Source organism: Chryseobacterium sp., from assembly GCF_041914225.1.
In the GTDB taxonomy this organism is placed as follows: domain Bacteria; phylum Bacteroidota; class Bacteroidia; order Flavobacteriales; family Weeksellaceae; genus Chryseobacterium.
Map to the genome: position 1 here is coordinate 15,950 of NZ_JAYSDT010000028.1, position 20,220 is coordinate 36,169.

Annotated in this window: 16 protein-coding genes, 1 pseudogene and 1 riboswitch; of the genes and pseudogenes, 12 read left to right on the forward strand and 5 right to left on the reverse strand. The window is 37.4% G+C overall.

The window, feature by feature from the left end; genetic code table 11:
- Window positions 1-6 precede the first annotated feature (6 nt).
- The gene (locus tag ACE3RB_RS13120; protein WP_374464616.1) at window positions 7-363 is read right to left on the reverse strand and encodes a helix-turn-helix domain-containing protein; all 357 of its coding nucleotides are present in this window, start codon (window positions 361-363) and stop codon (window positions 7-9) included.
- Window positions 364-454: 91 nt separating this feature from the next.
- Window positions 455-1,192 (reverse strand): LuxR C-terminal-related transcriptional regulator, encoded by a 738-nt coding sequence (locus tag ACE3RB_RS13125; RefSeq protein WP_374464617.1) that lies wholly within the window; start codon window positions 1,190-1,192, stop codon window positions 455-457.
- A gap of 88 nt (window positions 1,193-1,280) precedes the next feature.
- On the opposite strand from ACE3RB_RS13125, the gene ACE3RB_RS13130 reads away from it, so the two are divergent.
- From ACE3RB_RS13130 to ACE3RB_RS13140, 3 genes are all read left to right on the forward strand, one after another.
- On the forward strand, window positions 1,281-1,928 hold the full coding sequence (locus tag ACE3RB_RS13130; RefSeq protein ID WP_374464618.1) for a DUF1349 domain-containing protein: 648 nt from the start codon (window positions 1,281-1,283) through the stop codon (window positions 1,926-1,928).
- 738 nt (window positions 1,929-2,666) lie between these two features.
- Window positions 2,667-5,654 (forward strand): ATP-binding protein, encoded by a 2,988-nt coding sequence (locus tag ACE3RB_RS13135; RefSeq protein WP_374464619.1) that lies wholly within the window; start codon window positions 2,667-2,669, stop codon window positions 5,652-5,654.
- 5 nt (window positions 5,655-5,659) lie between these two features.
- Entirely contained in the window at window positions 5,660-6,271 is a 612-nt protein-coding gene (locus ACE3RB_RS13140) for a response regulator (protein WP_374464620.1), read from the forward strand.
- A gap of 126 nt (window positions 6,272-6,397) precedes the next feature.
- Here ACE3RB_RS13140 and ACE3RB_RS13145 read toward each other — a convergent pair whose 3' ends face one another.
- Window positions 6,398-7,243, reverse strand: a complete 846-nt coding sequence (locus ACE3RB_RS13145; RefSeq protein WP_374464621.1) for a hypothetical protein — start codon at window positions 7,241-7,243, stop codon at window positions 6,398-6,400.
- Window positions 7,244-7,511: 268 nt separating this feature from the next.
- Between ACE3RB_RS13145 and ACE3RB_RS13150 the strand changes: the two genes are divergently transcribed.
- The 6 genes from ACE3RB_RS13150 (at window position 7,512) to ACE3RB_RS13175 (ending at window position 13,230) form a co-directional block, all read left to right on the forward strand.
- On the forward strand, window positions 7,512-8,468 hold the full coding sequence (locus tag ACE3RB_RS13150; RefSeq protein WP_374464649.1) for a helix-turn-helix domain-containing protein: 957 nt from the start codon (window positions 7,512-7,514) through the stop codon (window positions 8,466-8,468).
- A 115-nt stretch (window positions 8,469-8,583) separates the two neighbouring features.
- A complete protein-coding gene (locus ACE3RB_RS13155) occupies window positions 8,584-9,786 on the forward strand; it encodes an MFS transporter (RefSeq protein WP_374464622.1) in 1,203 nt (400 codons plus the stop codon).
- 197 nt (window positions 9,787-9,983) lie between these two features.
- Window positions 9,984-10,397, forward strand: a complete 414-nt coding sequence (locus ACE3RB_RS13160; RefSeq protein WP_002980051.1) for a hypothetical protein — start codon at window positions 9,984-9,986, stop codon at window positions 10,395-10,397.
- Window positions 10,398-10,554: 157 nt separating this feature from the next.
- Window positions 10,555-11,466: a PhzF family isomerase gene (locus ACE3RB_RS13165; protein ID WP_374464623.1), complete on the forward strand. Its 912-nt coding sequence runs from the start codon at window positions 10,555-10,557 to the stop codon at window positions 11,464-11,466.
- A gap of 77 nt (window positions 11,467-11,543) precedes the next feature.
- Window positions 11,544-11,885: a YciI family protein gene (locus tag ACE3RB_RS13170; protein WP_374464624.1), complete on the forward strand. Its 342-nt coding sequence runs from the start codon at window positions 11,544-11,546 to the stop codon at window positions 11,883-11,885.
- Window positions 11,886-11,997: 112 nt separating this feature from the next.
- Window positions 11,998-13,230 (forward strand): RNA polymerase sigma factor, encoded by a 1,233-nt coding sequence (locus ACE3RB_RS13175; protein WP_374464625.1) that lies wholly within the window; start codon window positions 11,998-12,000, stop codon window positions 13,228-13,230.
- 55 nt (window positions 13,231-13,285) lie between these two features.
- Here ACE3RB_RS13175 and ACE3RB_RS13180 read toward each other — a convergent pair whose 3' ends face one another.
- Complete coding sequence (locus ACE3RB_RS13180; RefSeq protein WP_374464626.1) at window positions 13,286-13,915, reverse strand: DUF1062 domain-containing protein; 630 nt, start codon at window positions 13,913-13,915, stop codon at window positions 13,286-13,288.
- Between the two features lie 490 nt (window positions 13,916-14,405).
- Between ACE3RB_RS13180 and ACE3RB_RS13185 the strand changes: the two genes are divergently transcribed.
- The gene (locus ACE3RB_RS13185) at window positions 14,406-15,821 is read left to right on the forward strand and encodes an aldehyde dehydrogenase family protein (RefSeq protein WP_374464627.1); all 1,416 of its coding nucleotides are present in this window, start codon (window positions 14,406-14,408) and stop codon (window positions 15,819-15,821) included.
- 105 nt (window positions 15,822-15,926) lie between these two features.
- Window positions 15,927-16,724 (forward strand): helix-turn-helix domain-containing protein, encoded by a 798-nt coding sequence (locus ACE3RB_RS13190; protein ID WP_374464628.1) that lies wholly within the window; start codon window positions 15,927-15,929, stop codon window positions 16,722-16,724.
- A gap of 117 nt (window positions 16,725-16,841) precedes the next feature.
- On the opposite strand, the pseudogene metE reads toward ACE3RB_RS13190, so the two are convergent.
- A pseudogene (metE, locus tag ACE3RB_RS13195) lies at window positions 16,842-19,145 on the reverse strand (5-methyltetrahydropteroyltriglutamate--homocysteine S-methyltransferase).
- A gap of 173 nt (window positions 19,146-19,318) precedes the next feature.
- Window positions 19,319-19,506, reverse strand: a riboswitch (cobalamin riboswitch).
- Window positions 19,507-19,698: 192 nt separating this feature from the next.
- Between metE and ACE3RB_RS13200 the strand changes: the two are divergent.
- Window positions 19,699-20,160 carry an Lrp/AsnC family transcriptional regulator gene (locus ACE3RB_RS13200; RefSeq protein ID WP_374464629.1) on the forward strand — a complete coding sequence of 154 codons (462 nt, stop codon included), beginning with the start codon at window positions 19,699-19,701 and terminating at the stop codon, window positions 20,158-20,160.
- Window positions 20,161-20,220: the final 60 nt, after the last annotated feature.

Sequence of the window (20,220 nt, forward strand, 5' to 3'; positions counted from 1 at the left end):
AACGGATTAAGATTTATTGGATTCCCTGAATTCTCCAGGAGTCTGTCCGGTCATTTTTTTGAAAAACTTGGAAAAATTGGAAGGGTCATAAGTAAAAATGCGGGCAATTTCCGCTACAGATTTATTGGAAGTAATAAGCGTATTTTTGGCCTGCTCAATTATTTTTTCATCATAAAAAAAACAAGGATGCTGTCCGGTTTCCTTTTTAACAGTATCGGTAAGATGTTTGTGAGATACAGCAAGCGCTCCGGCAATTTCGTTTAATTCCATAAATTCCGGAACGGTCCCGGAAATGACATCCCGGATATGCTTGTCTAAAAAGTTAAAATACTGACGGGTGATCTCTTCACTTCTTTTCATCATTCGGATTCTTCTTAATCTGTATTCAAATTATAAAATTAAACATTACAGACAAAACAGCACGGTGAACTTTTCGGATATTTAAAGTCAACATTTAATAAAAACTATCTTTAAAAGCCTGTGTAGAATTCTTCACCTTCAACTTTTCCAGAATATTCTGACGATGGCGGCTTACGGTGTTGAAACTTATAGACAACATATCTGCAATCTCCTTACTGGCATATCCTTCGCCAACAAACTTCAGAACCTCCAGCTCTCTCGGGCTCAGAATGCTTTTATAATCAAGTTTATCTTTTACAACCACTTCTCCTTTTATCATATTCACTATCATAAAATCAGGAGCATTAGAAGGAGTCAGAGCAATATTATAAAGGCATAATGCCAGCCTCAACCTTTCGTTGTGAGGTGAATAAATATAAAACATACGGTGCTTTACCCATCTGTACTTTTCATTTTTATCTTTCATCCTGATTTTTGAAAGTACGCTGTATGCTGTACGTTCCTTCATCTCCATCGCATCAAGTAATTTGAAAAAACGGAGTTCGTGGATATATTTTTTCAGACGGTCATCCGGATGTATCTTCTTCAGCATTTCTTCTTCCCAGATGGTTTCAATTTCTGCAGGATTTTCATCTGTACGAAGCCCAAGTTCTGTTGCTGCTTCAGACTTATAAATATAACTTTTATTCTCCTGCATATCGCTCAATACACCTATTGCACCTTCCATCTGAGAATATGCCAAAGCCCTCTGCTTATAAGTTTCTATATCAAGCAGGCATTTTTTTGAAGAGTTATCAAGTAATTTATCGCTAAGCTGTTCACGGATTTCCATAATGGTTATTTATCAGTATTGACGAAAATGTGGTTTAATAATACTTTTGCTAAAATAATAATTACGTTTAGAACTTATTTCAAAGAGAATGAAGAAATTGATTTTAGGTTTTTGCACCTTATTCCTGACTCAAAAGTTTTCCGCCCAGACCCTGGAGAAAATGACATGGTTTAATGAACCTGAAAAATGGGAAATAAAAAACAACAGTCTTTCAATGTTTGTAACTCCTCAAAGCGACTATTGGAGGGTTTCACATTACGGATTTACTGTAGATGATGCTCCTTTTTATTATACAACTTATGGCGGCGAATTTGAGGCAAAAGTAAAAATAACCGGAAGCTATAAGGCCAGATTTGATCAGATGGGCCTTATGCTGAGAACAGATAAAGAGCATTATATCAAAGCCGGAGTGGAGTTTGTAGATGGAAAATATAACCTGAGCACGGTAGTAACCCACAATAAAAGTGACTGGAGCGTCATTACACTGGAGAAAACACCTCCCGCAGTATGGATCAAAGCAGTAAGAAGATTAGATGCTGTTGAGATTTTTTATTCTTTTGATGACAAGAACTATATCATGATGCGTAACGCTCCTCTTCAGGATAATACTCCTGTAATGGTCGGATTAATGGCGGCATGTCCTGACGGACAAGGATTCAATGCAACTTTTGAACACTTTAAAGTAAAGCATCTTCCGGATCAACGCAGGCTGCAGTGGCTTGAAACTCATCAATAGTGATTGAATTATACTTCAATATACAGTCAATTTTATTCACCTCCCAACATTTCCGGGAGGTTTTTTGTTTTTATAAAGACAGGTGGCAGGTGACAACAAAAAGAGGCTGTTGATGTTATTACAGCCTCTTGTGTTTTTGAGATAAAAACCGTTTGTGTTCTTAGAATCATTATTGTGACAATAAAGCTTCTTTAGTCGTTATGAGAATATTTTGCAAAAATATGAATATCCATGAGCCCTGGCAAAGATATCATGTAGAATTAACCTCAGATTTTTGTCAAATTATTACTACAAATAACAATTAAAAAAAACTTAAGCCGTTATTAATAAATCTGTAAAAAATATACAGACACATCAATATTTGTCATTTATAAAATTCTAAAATAAATCCAAAACCCGGTACATCACTATGATTTACTAAAGGATTTTAAAATGAAACTGTCATAAATTTATCACTTATTGTTGAAATATAATAATTTTTCGGGAAATTTTGAATACCATGCTAACGGCAAACCACCATATAACTTACAGAAAACAGGAGATAGGATGCTGATTTATCTCCATAATTTCACTATTTTTACACGATCAAAAAATATAAAACACAAAAGACCAGAAAACTTCAATGATAAAAATTTATTCTCAATCGTTCCTGCCCTTTAAAAAGACTTTGACTTATACGAATACTATTATTAACCATCTATTGCATTAGCAGCAGATAAAGATAAGTCTTGCACATATATGAGAATCTGGGCATTTATTTTTGCTTGCATATATTTAAACATTTCCGGACAGCGCCACACTTCTTCGTGGTACAACATAGACAATGGGCTTCCGCAAAGCAGTGCAAAGGCCATCGTCAAGGATAAATATGGCTTTATCTGGATCTCCACAGAAAACGGACTGGTACGCTATGACGGAAGTTCATTTATTACTTTTAATAATTTCAGGGTAAATAACCTGCATTTCGGTGAATTTATCGGTGATCCGCTTCTTGACAGTATAACGGTTCTTAATAATTTTCAGGAGAATAAGATCATCATTAAAAACAGGTTCCCGAAGCTTGCAAGCATTACCAAAGATGATAAAATAATCTACTCCAGAGGAGGCAGCATTATACACCGTATTGCAAACAACATCATTACATCGGATTTCTATAATGATGTACAGTATTTTATCCGGCTTAAGAATTCTGTTTACCATTTTACAGAAAATGCCATTATCTATAAGGAAGGAAAAAAAGAAACAAAAATCGGACTTCCCTTTACCAACAAAGATCTGAACAATACTTTTGTTTTCAATGACACCCTTTTTATTAATGATCTGAAAAAAAGAAAAACCTATTCTATCTACAAAGGTCATCTTTCCGTTTCTTCCCAACCTACACTTTTTAATCATCCGGATACCAAAGTTTACTGGCAGCAGATCACGAATCAGACTTTCATTATCAACCACAATAATATTTATATCGTAGAAGGTACTGCCAGTGATCTTCGTCTGAGATTCCTTGTAAAGTATGAGGAAATCGGAAACCATCCTTACTGTGCTATGTTCTACGATAAGGATTTCAATAAGTTATATCTTGGAACGCTCAATAACGGGCTGAATATAGTTAAGCTTTCCAATTTTTATATTTCAAAAAAAGAAGCTGATTTTTCCAATAATGTTTATTATACCTCTCTTCCCTTCAGTAAGAATACTATCATTAGTGAAGACGGTACAGAATTCGGGAGAAACGGTATTGTAAACAAGCATCTTTTCGGGTACAATGACAATTACCTGATGATGTATGACAATTCCGGAGATATTCTGATCAGAAAGAGAAACAGCATTATGAGGTTTTATAAAAATTCAGGATATAAAAAGAAGGATTCTGCTCTTTGCAGAAAAGGACTTCTGTCTTTTATGAAAAGCGGAAATCTGTACGGAACAGCCTTTACCCATCCTTCAGGAACCCAGCTCCATCTTTACAGGAAAGATATATTTACACAGCCGGATTATACTTTTAACTTTAAAAGTTTCATCAATACTTTTTATCAGTACAGTGAAAATGAAATTCTGACCGGAAACAGTGATGGTCTGTATTCTGTAATGCTGGGAAGCAACAGGATAACTCCTATAATGAAAAACATCCATGTTAAAAGTATTATCAGGACAAAGGATAATTTGATATGGATTACTACAAGTAAAAGCGGATTTTATCTTTTCAGGAACCACAGGCTTATCAAAATGCCGAATGACATCAATGATTACCTGAAGTCTGCACATTATATTCTTGAAGATCAGAAAGGATATTACTGGATTTCTTCTAATAACGGTATGTTTAAGGTTCCTAAAAAACAATTGCTGCGCTATGCAGACAACAAAAACACTCCGGTTTTCTATTACCGATTCACCAAAAAAGACGGCTTTCTGACGAATGAATTTAATGGAAGTTCAGAACCTAACGCATATGCTCTTGAAAACGGGGATTTTGTATTCCCATCGATGGATGGCTTTTTGTTTTTCAATCCGGACAGCATCCGGACTTATTATCCGGACAGAAACAAAATTTATATTGAAAGGGTAAAAATCGGAAATTCTGAACCTAAGTATTTCCATCAGGTATTTGATTTAAAGAATGATTACAAAACAGCAGAGGTCTTTATTGATATTCCTTATTTTTCCAATCCAGGAAACCTTTATATTGAAGCCAGAATATCAGGAAAAGAGAATACTGAATGGGAAAAGGTTACAACAGGAACGGAGCTAAAATACACGATCAGCAATCTTTCTCCGGGAGATTATACCCTGAGTGTGCGGGTACTGGTTTCTCCGGACGGGCAATATGAAGTAAGGACAGTACGTTTCAAAATCCAGCCTCTTTTTTATCAGACACTGACTTTCAGAGTGTCAGTTTCTATCATAATTCTGATCATCATTATAATTATTGTTCAGCTAACAACTAATTTCCTAAGGATAAAAAATAAGGCTCTGAAACAGATTGTACATAATAAAAACTCTGAGCTGAAAGAAACATCCCTTCACCTTGAGCTGGTAAAAAGCAATCTGCAGAAAGAAACGGAATACCAGAAGAAACTGGTAGAAACCATCAGCCATGATATTACAACTCCTATCAGGTTTATTGCCATGCTTTCGCAAAAGCTTCATGAGTCTGATGATGTGGAACTTCAGAAGAAGTATTTTGACAGTATTTATAAATCCTCAGAGCAGCTGTATCAGTTTACCCTGAATTTAAAAGAGTATACCGAGCTTTATAAAGCCGAGAACATCTTTGAGGAAAAGGAATATCCTATCAACAGAATCCTGGAAATCAAGAACAGGCTGTTCTGTGAAATCGCAAAAGAAAAAGGAACAACAATAACCAATCTTTCTGAACAGAAGGTTTATTCCAGGGTCAATGAAAGCATTTTAACAGCCATTATTCATAACATCCTTGATAATGCTGTGAAAAACACCTTCGAGGGTAATATAACCATGGCTATTACTGGAAGCCAGCAAAAATCCATAATAACAATTACTGATACCGGAACAGGAATGTCAGCAGAACAGATTGACATTTATATGAACCTGTTCAGAAATCCAAAACTGGAAACTCCCAGCTTCAAAGGAAAAGGACTGGGGCTGCATATGGTGATTCATCTGGTAAAAAAGATCAATGCTGAAATAAGCTTCAGACAAAACCAACCTCAGGGAACGATTGTGGAAATAACACTCAATAAAAACTAACCTCTATGAATGAAAAAATTTTAATCGCTGATGATCATTATGTAGTAAGAGCCGGAACCTCTCTGGTCCTTGAAACTGCATATCCGGGACTGAAAATAGATTTTGCGGAAAACTATGACCAAGTGAAAAAGAAGTTGGAAAATCAAAGGTATGATCTTCTCATTCTGGATATTGACATGCCGGGAACCCAATATAAAAAAATGGTTCCGGAGCTTAAAAACATACAGAACGACCTTAAGATCCTCATATTTTCAGGATATGACAAAGATGTTGCAATTCAGTATATCAGAGAAGGTGCTGAAGGATACCTGAACAAACAAAGCAGTGAAGAAGAAATTAAAAATGCAGTGAAAACAGTAATTGAAAAAGGGTATTTCTATCCTGCAGAGCTGATCGGCCTGATTATTCAAAACAAAAGAAATAATCCTGTAGAAAAGCTGTCATCCAGAGAATATGAAATCTTCAAACTTCTTGCAGACGGAAACGGAAACCTTGAAATTGCCAACAGACTAAATATTCAGATGTCTACTGTAAGTACTTATAAAAAAAGAATTTTTCAAAAGCTTGATGTCACCAATATTGCAGAACTGATCAAGGTATATGAAATGATGCATTAAAAAAGGGGGCGGAACCCTTATTATATTCCAGCCCCCAGAAAAAACACAAATCTCATTAGAAAACAGATAACCTGTTGATTTGTTTAGTTTTATATATCATTGTATTTTTAGAATCATGTAACAGCTTTAATACAGTCTCTGTACAGAAAGGTACAGTTCTCTTGTATTATCGGAAGTATTGGAGTCCGTTGTGGTTGCATTACTGCTTCCTGTGCTGGACCTGTTATCAACACGGAATGCATAATATACTCTGTACCATCTTGGCTCCGGCTCCTGTATGGTGATATCAAATGTTACGGTCTCATTATGGGTCTGCGTCAGGTAAACCCCATCATCAAACTGTCTGTAGGCACCTGGTGATAATTTAATATTTCCGTTGTCCGAGTCTCCGGTATGAGTAGACATTTCTGAGACCCAGATCTTCACATCTGATGTTCCTACATTATAAAGCCTTGGGTTGAAAGTTGTAGAAGCTCCTGTTCCTGCTGAACTGCTGTCAAATTGTGCATCAAGCCTTAAAAAACCACCCAGAACAGGAAGATCTGAAAGATATGTGCTGGCCAGCGTGTTGACTCCGGAAACCCCGGCAGGTATGCTTCCATGATAGTAAATTAAATCTCCGATTGTAATATCATCATCCACCCCTCCAAATGCAAATTTCCATGTTGTTCCGTTAAACATATAATAACCGGCCTTGTCTACTTTTGCTGTTTTTGCAGAAGGCACGGTTACAGGCTGAGTCACATAAATCAATGTTCCGGTTTGTGCAGCCAGATAGACATTATCTTTGGCTCTCAGCTGATCCCCGGTTAACCTTGGCGCCATTACTCCATCGGGAACTGTTGCAGTATCGGGTTTACCCTCTACCTGCAATGTTACTTTTGGAGAATCTGTATTAATACCAACCTGGGAATAGGCAGCCAGTGAAAAGCATATCATAATGCCGGAAAGAGTTAATTTTATTTTCTTCATTTTAGTATATTTGTTTAAAGATTATTGATTTATTAAAAAGAAATAAATCGTGCAGGTCAATTGACATACCATCAATCAGCCTTTAAGGAGCTAGCTGGTGCAAAGTTATCTGCATTGACCAATCAATTTTCTGAATAATCAATGAAAAACCGGAAACGGCTCAATAAAACACAATACACTAAAAATCAAACAATTAAGCCAGTTATTTTCTGAAAAATGACTGCAATAAATTATATTGAATGATTTAAAAAATTATCTCTTGCCACAAATGACCGCCACAAAAGACATACAAATTGAACAGTACAAAAGACAGCTGATCTATTATTACAACATTCTGATGTCTGTTATTCTTGCCGTCTTTGGTTTGATATTTACCTTTATCATTCCGGATCAGGTCATGGCCTGGTATCTTTACGGAGGACTTTTTTTGCTGGTGTATACTTATCTGATTGTACGCAAGACTTACTCTGTAAATGTTATGGTGCATTCTTACATTATTATTGCCACTCTTTACTATTTTTACATCATGCTTGTGTTCTGGAATAATTCCATAGCAAGTTTTGTCTGGCTTATTCCTATTCCGCTGGCAGCCTATGTTTTCTTTTCAAGGAAATATGTCTTCATTTACAGTCTCTTTGTTGTACTGAATATTGCAGCAGGATATCTTATATCAAAAAACTTCAGCTTTGACTTCCCTCTGCACAGTCAGGATGATGTAAGAATTACAGATACGATCCTTATGATTTCCAATGTCGCTGTTATATCGCTTCTGCTCTATTTTAAAGATAAAATAAAACGGGTTGAAATTTACCACGAAATTGAAAGCAAGGCTCATGCTCCGGAAACTCAATCCGCTCCGGTGGCAGAAAAAATTCCTTTTGCAGATGAGCTGTTTGAAAAAATCGAATCTGTAATGCAGGAAAAACAACTGTATAAAGATGTAAATTTCAATATTTCAAAGCTTTCTACAGTAATAGATATCAACAGCAGTTATATATCAAAATCAATACGTGCAAAGGGGTACCCCAATTTCAACAATTATCTGAATATGCACAGGATTGAATGCGTAAAAAAACTTCTTCATGAAAATGATATTGAAAAGGTTACTCTGATGTACATTTACACTGAGGCAGGATTTTCCAATCAATCTACTTTCAACAGGGTATTCAAACAGATGGAAAACGTTACTCCATCTGAATATATCAGCAATTTACAGGTACACTGATTTGTTTCACCAATAAAAATCATTGAGACAATAATTTTTAAATCCGGAAAATAATCAGGAAATTTACTGGACTTGATTTTCTGTTTAATCCACTGCATTGTAATTGCAAACACTCATGAATTCATCTGAAAAAGCTCTTCAGGGAAGCCGGCGCCTCCGATACATAAAACTTTGTATTTTCTTTTCAGGACTTTCGGTTTTTGCACAGCTGTATCTCTTTCAGCCCATGCTGCCTATGGCGGCAGAACAGTTTGGGGTATCCGTAGGTGATACTTCCCTGCTTGTCTCCTCCTCTACAATAGGCATGGCATTGGGATTATTATTTTTTGCCTTCAAAGCTGACAGCTATTCGAGAAAAAGCCTGATGGTCTTTTCACTGATTTCATCTGCCATGCTTACCATTATTTCTACCTGGATTCCTGCTTTAAGCCTTCTGATTGCTATCGGAGTATTAAAAGGTTTTGTTGTTTCAGGAGTTTCTGCGGTAGCTTTGGCCTATCTTACAGAGGAAGTGAATGCTCTTGCTGTGCCTGCTGCCATCAGTATGTATCTCAGCGGCAATACGATCGGAGGAATGAGCGGAAGAATACTGGCCACTTTATTTGCCGGTGAATTCGGATGGCGTAATGCTGTGCTGCTTATTGGAATAGAAAGCCTCATTCTGGGTGCTGTATTCTGGAAACTGTTCCCGGAATCAAGGTTTTTCAATCCTCAGAAAACGGATTATCACCTTAAGGTAAAACAGATGAAATTTTTCCTCACCAACCCTTACATGCTCCGTTTATACTGTACTGCTGCATTGCTGATGGGAGTTTTTGTAAGCGTTTATAATTATCTTACATTCAGGCTGGAAGCGAAACCATTTTCATTAAGCCACTTTATTATTGCTTTTATTTTTCTGATGTATATTTTCGGGGTCTTCGGAACTATGATTGTGGGGCGTCTTTCCAGAAGATTTCCAATGAACGACATCCTTAAGGGCTCTATCCTCTTTATGCTGACCGGAGCTGCATTGCTGTTATCGGAAAATATTTACATTCTTATCTTCGGGCTTGGTCTTTTTACCCTCTCCTTCTTTGCGGCACACACTATGGCCAGCCAGATGACAGCTTTGTACGCCAAGCGTGGGAAATCTTCAGCAACTTCTATTTACTGGCTTTTCTATTATTTTGGTTCAAGCATTCTGGGAAGCGGTACCGGTTATATTCTTCATGCTTATTCCTGGAATATTTTCATAAGTGTCCTTATTCTGTCTGTTATTATTGCCCTCCTTTTGAACACAGCTAATGTGAATCCAAGGGAAAAAGCGAAAAGCTGATACCACACATATACCACACTTTATTTTTCGTGAAAATGCTATAATTCGTGTACTGGTGTACTATTTTAACACATTATTAATTTTTTATAGTAAAAATTTAACCTAATCTTGCTTAAAACAACGGCTGGCAATGCAATGCCGGGCATACTATTTGCTGTTTATCAAGGACCATATCACCACCTAAAAATCAAAATATTATGAACGTAGCAGATCTAAAAATCAAGAACTTAGTCGAGTACAAAAATCAGATTTATACGATCACTGAGATCTTTCAGAATGTCGACCAGGCTTATTTTGTTAAAATTGAAAATGATATTCAGAGTATTTCGGTCCCGGCCGCTTCCATCAAGCCTATCAGAATAACTGAAGAATGGCTTGAAAAGCTGGGATTTTCACGGACAGACAGTTCGGATCAGAGTATACGCTATGAAAGACCGGAAGCATTTATAAAATATGATATCGACCTGAGCTCCAGAAAAATAATGGAAGGGTTGAAAATATACGGAAACGCCATCAAGTGTAAATACATCCATGAGTTTCAGAATATTTTCTCAAGCTTATTCGGAAAAGAAACCGCTTTACATTATGGCTATCTGAAGACAGAATCATAGTTAAATAGTTCTTAGTTGAGGAAGACCACAATTTACATGGTAAATTGTGGTCTTCTTTTTTTGAAAGGGTTCAAAGAATTTACCCAAAATAACAATAAAACAGCTACCGGATACCCAATTTGATTCCGTATTTTTACAGTAAACCTAATCATCCGCTATGCAAGAAGTTATTGTTTATCAAATCGATTCTTTTACCAAAGAAAAGTTCAAAGGAAATCCGGCTGGAGTTGTGTTAAATGCTGAGCATATGACGTCTGAAGAAATGCAGCTCATTGCCAGGGAACTAAATAATTCTGAAACCGCATTTGTTTTTAAACCTCCTCATCCCGGAGAAGATTATGATTATCACATCCGGTATTTTACTCCCACTACAGAGGTGCCTTCCTGCGGGCATGCCACAATTGCAGCCCTCTATGCAAAAGCTCAGGAAGATCATCTGGATTCCTGTACCGTCAGAATCCATACACAAATCGGCATATTACCGGTTTATATTGAAAGGAAAGACAATGATTATCTTATTACCATGACACAGGGGAAATTTGAGCTAAGTCCTGCTTTTGACCCTGCAATGACTCAAAAAATTGTACTGGCGCTGGGACTGACAATGGATGATCTTGATGAAAAATGTCCGGTACAAATTGCTTCTACAGGCCATTCAAAAGTAATGATCGGTATTAAAAGCAATATGATTTTAAGTCATCTGGCTCCTGATCTTACCGCTTTGGCAAAACTTAGTAAGGAAATTGGCTGTAACGGATATTTTGTATTTACTTTCGATACCAATGAAAAAGAGATATTAACCAACGGAAGAATGTTTGCACCTGCCATCGGGATTACTGAAGATCCTGTTACAGGAAATGCGAACGGACCACTTGGAGGCTATCTTATTCAAAACAAAATCATTGAGACTTCTGATGACACCTTTGAATTTACCGGAAAACAGGGTGAAGCCATCAACAGGGTTGGTAAAGTAAAAGTAAGTGTCAATATCAAAGATAGTAAGCCTGATACCGTCAGTATTACCGGAAATGCAGTAAATGTTTTCAGAACAACCATGGATTTGCATTAATTTTCGCATTTTATAATAAAATTGTCCCCATAGGATTATACCAGTCGTCATTAAGGTGAATCAAAAAATTGAATACAATGAAAGAATTCTTATTAGTCTTCCGTGCAGACTACAAGTCTATGCCTAAGACATCACCGGAACAAATGCAGGCCAATACCCAGAAATGGATGAACTGGATCGCCGGAATTGCTGCTCAGAATAAACTGGCAGACCGGGGCAACCGCCTGGAAAGCACCGGACAGGTTCTGAAGTCAGACGGATTAATTTCTGACGGACCGTATGCTGAGATTAAAGAATCAATTCTGGGCTATACACTGATCAATGCTGAATCTGTTGAAGAAGCTACCGCTTTATGCAAGGAATGTCCCGTCCTGCTATTGGGTGGCAGTGTAGAAATAAGAGAGATCAGCAAACTGTAGCATGATTTTGCAAACTCAAAAGCGCAGGATTATCGATTCATTTCATTTTCTTTGCGCTTTTGAGTTTCCCGGAACAAATATACTTACCTTTGATATAGTCTTTTCATGAATCATGGTAAATCCGAATGAAATAACGCCGCATTTATTCAGGACTGAGTACAGCAAGATCGTTGCAGTACTTTGCAGAAGCTTTGATATCAGACATATCGAAATTGCCGAAGATATTGCCAGTGAAACATTTCTGAAAGCTTCAGAATATTGGGCGCTGAACGGACTTCCCGATAATCCTTCAGCTTGGCTTTACACCGTGGCAAAGAATAAAGCAAAGGATTATTTCAAACACCTTTCCGTTATTGAAAAAAACAAACAGGAAGAAGTAAAAACCGCCGAAAACAACTACCAGACAATCGATTTTGATACCAAAAATATTTCAGACAGCCAGTTGGAGATGATTTTTGCTGCCTGCAATCCTGTCAATTCCCAGGAAACTCAGATATGTCTGGCCCTTCAGATTCTTTGTGGCTTCAGTATAGAAGAAATTGCCAATGCTTTTCTATCCAAAACGGAAACCATAAAAAAACGCCTGCAGCGAGGCCGGGAAGCACTCAGAACACATCATTTTACAATAGATTCTTTAAGTGAGCAGGATATTCATCAGCGTCTGGAAACGGTATTAACTACTTTATATCTATTGTTTAACGAAGGGTATTTTTCAAGAAGCCATAATCTTTTAATTCGTAAAGACCTCTGTCTGGAAGCTATGAGGCTTACTTTGATTCTCACTGACCATCCATTCACCAATACTCCCAAAGCCAACGCATTGCTGGCCCTGATGTGTTTTCAAAGCTCAAGGCTCAATGCCAGGATTAATGATAAAGGTGAAGCCATTCTTTTTGATGAACAGGACGAAACATTATGGGATAAAGCTTTAATAGAAAAAGGAAACTATTACCTGGTAGAGGCCTGCCAGACCAATAACTCTTCTGTTTCAAAATACCATCTGGAGGCTGGTATCGCCTATTGGTATACTTCATCAGCTGAAGATAAATGGCAGCAGATTTTAAACCTCTACAACCAGCTTGTTGTTATTGAATACTCGCCTGTTACCGCTTTAAACCGGACTTTTGCTTTTTCAAAAGTCTATGGAAATCAGAAGGCTGTCATTGAAGCGGAAAAACTTAGCCTCATCACCAGCGAATATTATCATGGATTGCTGGGGTATTTATATGCGGAGCTCAATACCAATAAAGCTATTCATCATTATCAGGAAGCCATCCGTCTGACAAAATCAAAGCCGAAAAAGCAGACTTTACAGAAACAGATTAATCTTTTACGTTCAAAATAAAAAGCCTCCTGACCAATATTCAAGAGACTTTTCTATAATTATTTAACATCTGTGGTTATTGAGAATAATTCTCTTTCCCGATGAGATGAAGGTTGATGAGTTCTTGTCTGTTGATTTGAACAACATCACCATTTTTAATTTTAGACTTCTTCTGCAGGAGTTTTTCATTACAATAAACCGCATTAATATCGAGCAGTTGATTCAATTGGGAAGATGAAAGACCTAAACATTTTCTTATAACTGTTGAAACCCTTACATTAAAATCAAAAGGATATTCTATTTGAAACGAAATCATTTCATTTTTCATATTCGTAAGGTCTTCAACAGAAAGATCATCATGGATAATTTCATATTCTACACTTTCCGGATCTGTTTCCGCATTATTTTTCCTTATTGTTTCCTGTGAAAATGCATATGCCCAAGCCGTTTCCAAATTATTTTCTGACAATTTATCAAACAGATCTTTACTGATAGCTTCTGTCCTGATTCTTGAAAATACAGTTATATTGTAGGTGTTATTACATTGTACACACCGGTAAATTAACCATATATCAATATTCTTTTTTTGAGCATTCAGTCTGAATTTATCGCTGCATTGAAATCTGTAGCTGTTACAATGATTGCATTTCTTTTTTAGTAAGGGAGTATTTTTCGCTTTTACCTCCCATATATGTGTGGTACTCATTACTTATAGTTGTGCTTAATATTCTTTGTAGGATTTTTTCCATATTATTCACACACTGCAGTAAAGTTGAGATACATCTGATTTTACCCGGAACTTATTTAAGGTCGTTTTGCTGTATATTTCGTCATTGTTACAGACAAAATACAGACACAACTGCTTTTACAGGCATTGCAATAAATAATATGATGAAATGAAAACCTGTTCGGGTAGAATTACCCAAACGAAAGAACGATCAGCCTGTGGTTACTGGGACTGATACTAAGCGATAATAAGTTTAAGAGTTGTTCTCAAAACAAGTTGTTTACTTGGTTATGATAAAAGTAGTTAATTTTATTGAAGAACAGTGAGTTTTTACATTTAATTTCAGGTAAGGAAATTTGCGCCACGTTTTAGGGTTAAAAAATGAGCCATACAACAAACAAAAATTGAACCTTACAACAAACCCTTCTTTCCCGTTTCTGACGAACTTTGTGGTATTAAAATCATCAAAATGAATCAGATTAATAAAATTTACATCAACGGCGAATTTGTTACGCCGAAAGGAACAGAAAGATTTGATCTTATAAGTCCGGTTACCAATCAAAAAACAGGCGAAGTAATTCTGGGAAATGAGGAAGACACCCGAATGGCTATCGCAGCCGCGAAAAAAACTTTTAAAACATTTTCAAAAACAACAAAAGAAGAACGCATTGGTTTTCTTAAAAAACTGCATGAAGCGGTAAGCAAACGGGAAGATGAACTTGTTTCTGTCATGGTCAGTGAATACGGAGGAACATTACAGTTTTGCAGAATGAGCGTTCAGAATGCAATCTCTGCCTTTACAACTACGATCAAGACTTTAGAATCTTATGATTTTGAAAGAACAGCCGGACATTCTAAAATACGTTTTGAATCCCTAGGTGTAGTAGGAATCATCACACCCTGGAATGCCAGCAACAGCTTTATCTGCAACAAACTGGCAACCGCTATTGCTGCCGGATGTACCGCCGTTATCAAACCCAGTGAAATGAGTGCTGCCCAGACCCAGATGCTTACCGAATGTTTTCATGAAGCCGGTTTACCTGAAGGGGTATTCAACATCGTTAACGGATTAGGAAACGTTGTTGGAGCAGAAATTACTCAGCATCCTGATATCGCTAAAATCTCCTTCACCGGATCTACCTTAACCGGAAAAGCAATTGCCAAAGGAGCTGTAGACACCATGAAAAGAGTGACTTTGGAACTGGGAGGAAAGTCTCCCAATATTATCCTTGAAGATGCGGATTTTGACAAAGCTATTCCTATGGCTGTTTTCGGGGCTTATATGAACAACGGGCAGGCATGTATTGCCCCTACCCGGCTGCTTGTTCCTCAAAACCGGCTGGATGAGGTAAATGAACTCGCTAAAAAAGCTGCAGAACAGGTAAAGGTAGGAAATCCTGAAGAAGAGGATACTCTTGTAGGCCCTATGGTAAGTGTCAGACAATTTGAACGTGTACAAAGTTATATCCGTCTGGGACAGGAAGAAGGCGCAACTCTGCTGGCAGGTGGTGAAGGTAAGCTGCAAGGTCTTGAAGACGGTAACTTTGTAAAGGCAACCATCTTTACCAACGTACGTAATGATATGCGTATTGCCCAGGAAGAAATCTTCGGACCTGTATTATCCATTATTCCTTATGCCAATGAAGAGGAAGCCATTACTATTGCCAATAACACCACTTATGGTCTGGCAGCTTATATCAGCTCTTCTGATCAGGAGCATGCTGAACGTGTAGCCGCACAGATTGATGCCGGTAGAATATGCATCAACGGTTTTTCACATGATCCTTATGCACCTTTCGGTGGCTTTAAACAAAGCGGGATAGGACGTGAATATGGTGTATTCGGACTGGAAGCTTATCTGGAGCCAAAGGCTGTTATTGTATAAAATGATATTCATCACAGTACAATGTTCCAGAGCATTCTGCTGTGATGATGCTAAAAAGTTTTGTAAGTTTGAAAAAAGAACAGATCAAGAAATAACATTCGAGCCATGAGTGAAAATAATATTCCTTTTCCAATAAACTATTCCTGTCATTTCACAGAATTCAGGGAAGGAGAACAGTTTGCGCGGATTCACAGCCTGGGGCTTGTTCTTTCCGGGGAAATGGAGCTGAATGACGGGATTACCAAAACGATATTCAAAGAAGGCGAACTTTATTCTGCAAGAAAAAACCGTTTGGTGAAGTTTGCAAAATATCCTCCTAAAGATGGCGAAATCAAAACTGTAACCATCTATTTTGATGAAGCTATCTTACGGGATTTCAGCCGTGAGTACGGATATCAGGCAGAGAAAAGAGAAAATATACCCGCCTATATAAAACCCAATCAGAAGGCATTAACTTCTTTTATGTATTCATTGCTTCCCTACGAGGAATTACCTTCATCTGAAGAACTGCTGCGTCTCAAACAAAAGGAAGCATTACTTCTGATGCTGAACTATGATCCCGGTCTTAAGGATATTTTATTTGATTTCTCAGAGCCTCATAAAATTGATATTGAATCTTTTATGAATAAAAATTTTCACTTCAATGTCAATATAGAACGTTTTGCCTATTTAACGGGAAGAAGTTTATCTGCCTTTAAAAGAGATTTTCAGAAAATATTCGGTATTCCACCGAGACAATGGTTACAGCACCGGAGATTAAAAGAAGCCCATTTTCTGCTAACCCAAAAAGGAAAATCGGTTTCTGATATTTATCTGGATCTGGGGTTTGAAAATTTATCCCATTTCTCTTTTGCCTTTAAAAAACAGTTTGGTTACCCTCCAAGTTCATTACAGGCAAAATAGAATAAAAAAGTGAACTGAATATAGCATTTATCCATGTTTTAAGTCTTAAAATATCAGATCGCGTCATGATTTTCATGACACGATCTGAATAATTGAATCTAATTATTGTAAAGTTTTTTAAAGTGCATATTCTACTGAAGCTTCTTTAGCAGCAGCTACCATTGCTATCAGTGCTTTTTCGGTTTCTTCCCAATGTCTTGTTTTAAGCCCGCAGTCAGGGTTTACCCAAAGCTGGCCGGCAGGAATTACATTCTGGGCTTTTCTCAGCAGCTCAGTCATTTCTTCTTTTGACGGAACCCTTGGTGAATGGATATCGTATACCCCGGGGCCAATTTCATTCGGATATTTAAAGTCTGCAAAAGCATTCAGAAGCTCCATCTGGGAACGGGAACATTCTATCGTAATCACATCTGCATCCATATCAGCAATATTTTCAATGATGTCATTGAACTCCGAATAGCACATATGTGTATGGATCTGGGTAGCATCCTCTACTCCGCTTGCTGAAATTCTGAAGGCTTCTACTGCCCATTTCAGGTAATTCTGCCAGTCGGTTTTTCTTAACGGAAGGCCTTCTCTTATCGCAGGTTCATCAATCTGAATAATTCTGATCCCTGCTTTTTCCAGATCCACCACTTCATCACGGATCGCCAATGCAATCTGCCTGCAGGTTTCCGAACGTGGCTGATCATCACGAACGAAAGACCACTGTAAAATCGTAACAGGGCCTGTAAGCATTCCTTTTACCCATTTCTCAGTCTGGGATTGTGCATACTGAGACCAGTAAACCGTCATCGGAGTTGGGCGGGAAACGTCACCGAAGATTACAGGAGGCTTTACACAACGGCTTCCGTAACTCTGTACCCAGCCGTTTTTAGTAAATACAAAACCTTCCAGCTGTTCTCCGAAATACTCTACCATATCATTACGCTCAAATTCTCCGTGAACCAGCACATCAATCCCGATGTCTTCCTGCCAGCGGATTGTTCGCTGCGTTTCTTCTTTTAGTAATGCGTCATACTGTTCCGCCGTCAGTTCTCCTTTTTTGAATTTTGCTCTCCAGCTTCTGACTTCTGCAGTCTGCGGAAACGACCCGATAGTTGTTGTCGGGAATAAAGGAAGCTGTAATACTTTTTGCTGTTGTTCTTTACGGATTCTGAAGGGATTGATTCTTTGTGCATCCTTTTCTGTTACAGCATTAGCTCTCTGCTTTACCTGATCATTATGAATAAGAGAAGAAGTTCTTCTGCTTTCAATTGCTTTTTTATTTTCTTCAAATGCTTCAGGAATCTGTTCACTTTCCGTTTCTGATACCAGCTCTTTAAGCGTTACTACTTCCGCTACTTTCTGTTTGGCAAAAGCCAGCCAGTTTTTAATTTCAGGATGAAGATTGGTTTCAAAATCAAGATCACAAGGGGAATGCAGCAGTTAGCACGATGGTGCAATCAAAACTCTTTCAGAGCCTAATTGATTCACTGCTTTTTTTATCAGAGACAATGACTTTTCATAATCATTTTTCCAGATATTTCTTCCGTCAACCACCCCTAATGACAGACTTAGGCTTTCAGGAATAATATCCAGAATATCATCCAGCTGTTCAGGATTTCTTACAAGATCTATGTGCAGTACATTCACAGGAAGTGAAACAGCCAGTGATGCATTATCTTTTAATTCTTCAAAATAAGTGGCAATAATAAATTTCAGTTTTGGGAAACGTTTCCTTATTTCAGCATATACAGAATGATATGTTTCTTTTGCTTTCTCCGTTAAATCCAATGCTAAAAAAGGTTCATCAAACTGAATCCACTCTGCGCCCTGATCCTGAAGTTTGGTTAAAATCTCTGAGTATACAGAAAGAAGATTTTCGGCCAGATCCAGCTTATCAAATCCTTCTTCTTTTTCCTTTCCCAATAACAAATAAGAAACCAGTCCGATAATAACCGGCTTGGCATTGATCCCAGCCTGCTTTGCTCCTGCAAATTCATTGAAAATTTTGCCTGAACTCAGTTTAAACTGCTGGTTTTTATAAAATTCGGGAACAATATAATGGTAATTGGTATCGAACCATTTGGTCATTTCCATTGCTGTGATATCCAGTCCTTCTTTCTGATATCCTCTTGCCATGGCAAAATAAAGATCCAGCTCAGAGTTATTCTTTTTAAGGACCACTTCATGGTAACGGGACGGGATTGCTCCCACCACAAGGCTCATATCCAGAACCTGATCATAATACGAAAAATCATTACACGGAATAAGATCTATTCCCGCTTCTTTCTGAATATTCCAGTTTTGGTTACAGATATTTCTGCCTGTATTCAGAAGTTCTTCCGGAAGGATTTTACCTGACCAATACTGCTCGCAGGCTTTTTTGAGTTCTCTTTTGCTACCAATACGCGGATAGCCCAGAATGTGAGTTTGCATTTTTTAAACTTTTATATTAAAACTTGATTTAAAGTCTTTTTAAATGCTTCTCAATGCTTAACGAATAGAAATTTCGGGGAAAATGGCATAGCAGACCCTACAGTTTTCCCACAGGAGAAAACGTACTTATCTGATATATCATCTGTATGACCCAAAGCTTCAAACCGCGAAAGCATTGTCAATTCAGTAAAGGCAGGTCTCCTGACTTGTAACAGTTTCCGTCATCCTTCCCGCTTTTAGCAGTGGATATGCAAAGGACAGAAACCTCTGGTGTGTTACTTACAGTTGCGCGACAGCTCGTGATTTGCACACGATTCCCTATTAATCTACGTTAAGTAAAACCTTTTCTGTTTGATGAAGTATCTCTAAAGAACTGTACTTTTACTTTCAACAATTGCCTTCTGTAAAAGTTTTTAATTTTGGGTAAAATTAACAATACAGAATAAAAATTCATCCAACATACAATAATTAAGCAAATAAAACTTTATAAATAATTAAAAGCATATTATCCTGTATATTTGACTGTTTTTATAATTTTAAAGAATAATATTCTGTGGAACAACTCGATGATAAGGATTTACAGCTGCTCAGGCTGCTCCAGAAAAATGCCAAACTGACCGTAAAAGAACTTGCAAAAGAAGTAAGCCTCTCTGCTTATCCGGTTTTTGAAAGGGTAAAAAGGCTTGAACAGGAAGGCTTCGTTAAAAGATATGCTGCAGTTCTCGATGCTGAAAAGCTCAACCGTGGATTTACCGTTTTCTGTCAGATCAAGCTGAAAATTCATGACAGATCAGTCGGTTATGATTTTGTAAAAGAAATTCTGGAAATAGAAGAAGTTGCCGAATGCTACAATATTTCAGGGGATTTTGATTTTCTTCTGAAAGTGCAGGTAAGGGATATGAAGCATTACCAGGATTTCGTATTCAATAAACTGGGCTCCGTAGATTCTATAGGAAGTACCCACAGTACTTTTGTGATGGCTGAGGTAAAAAACAACCATGGATTGACGATATAAACTTTTAAAGTTCACGTTACAAATAAAAATCCGCCATTGTTTGACGGATTTTATAGTATT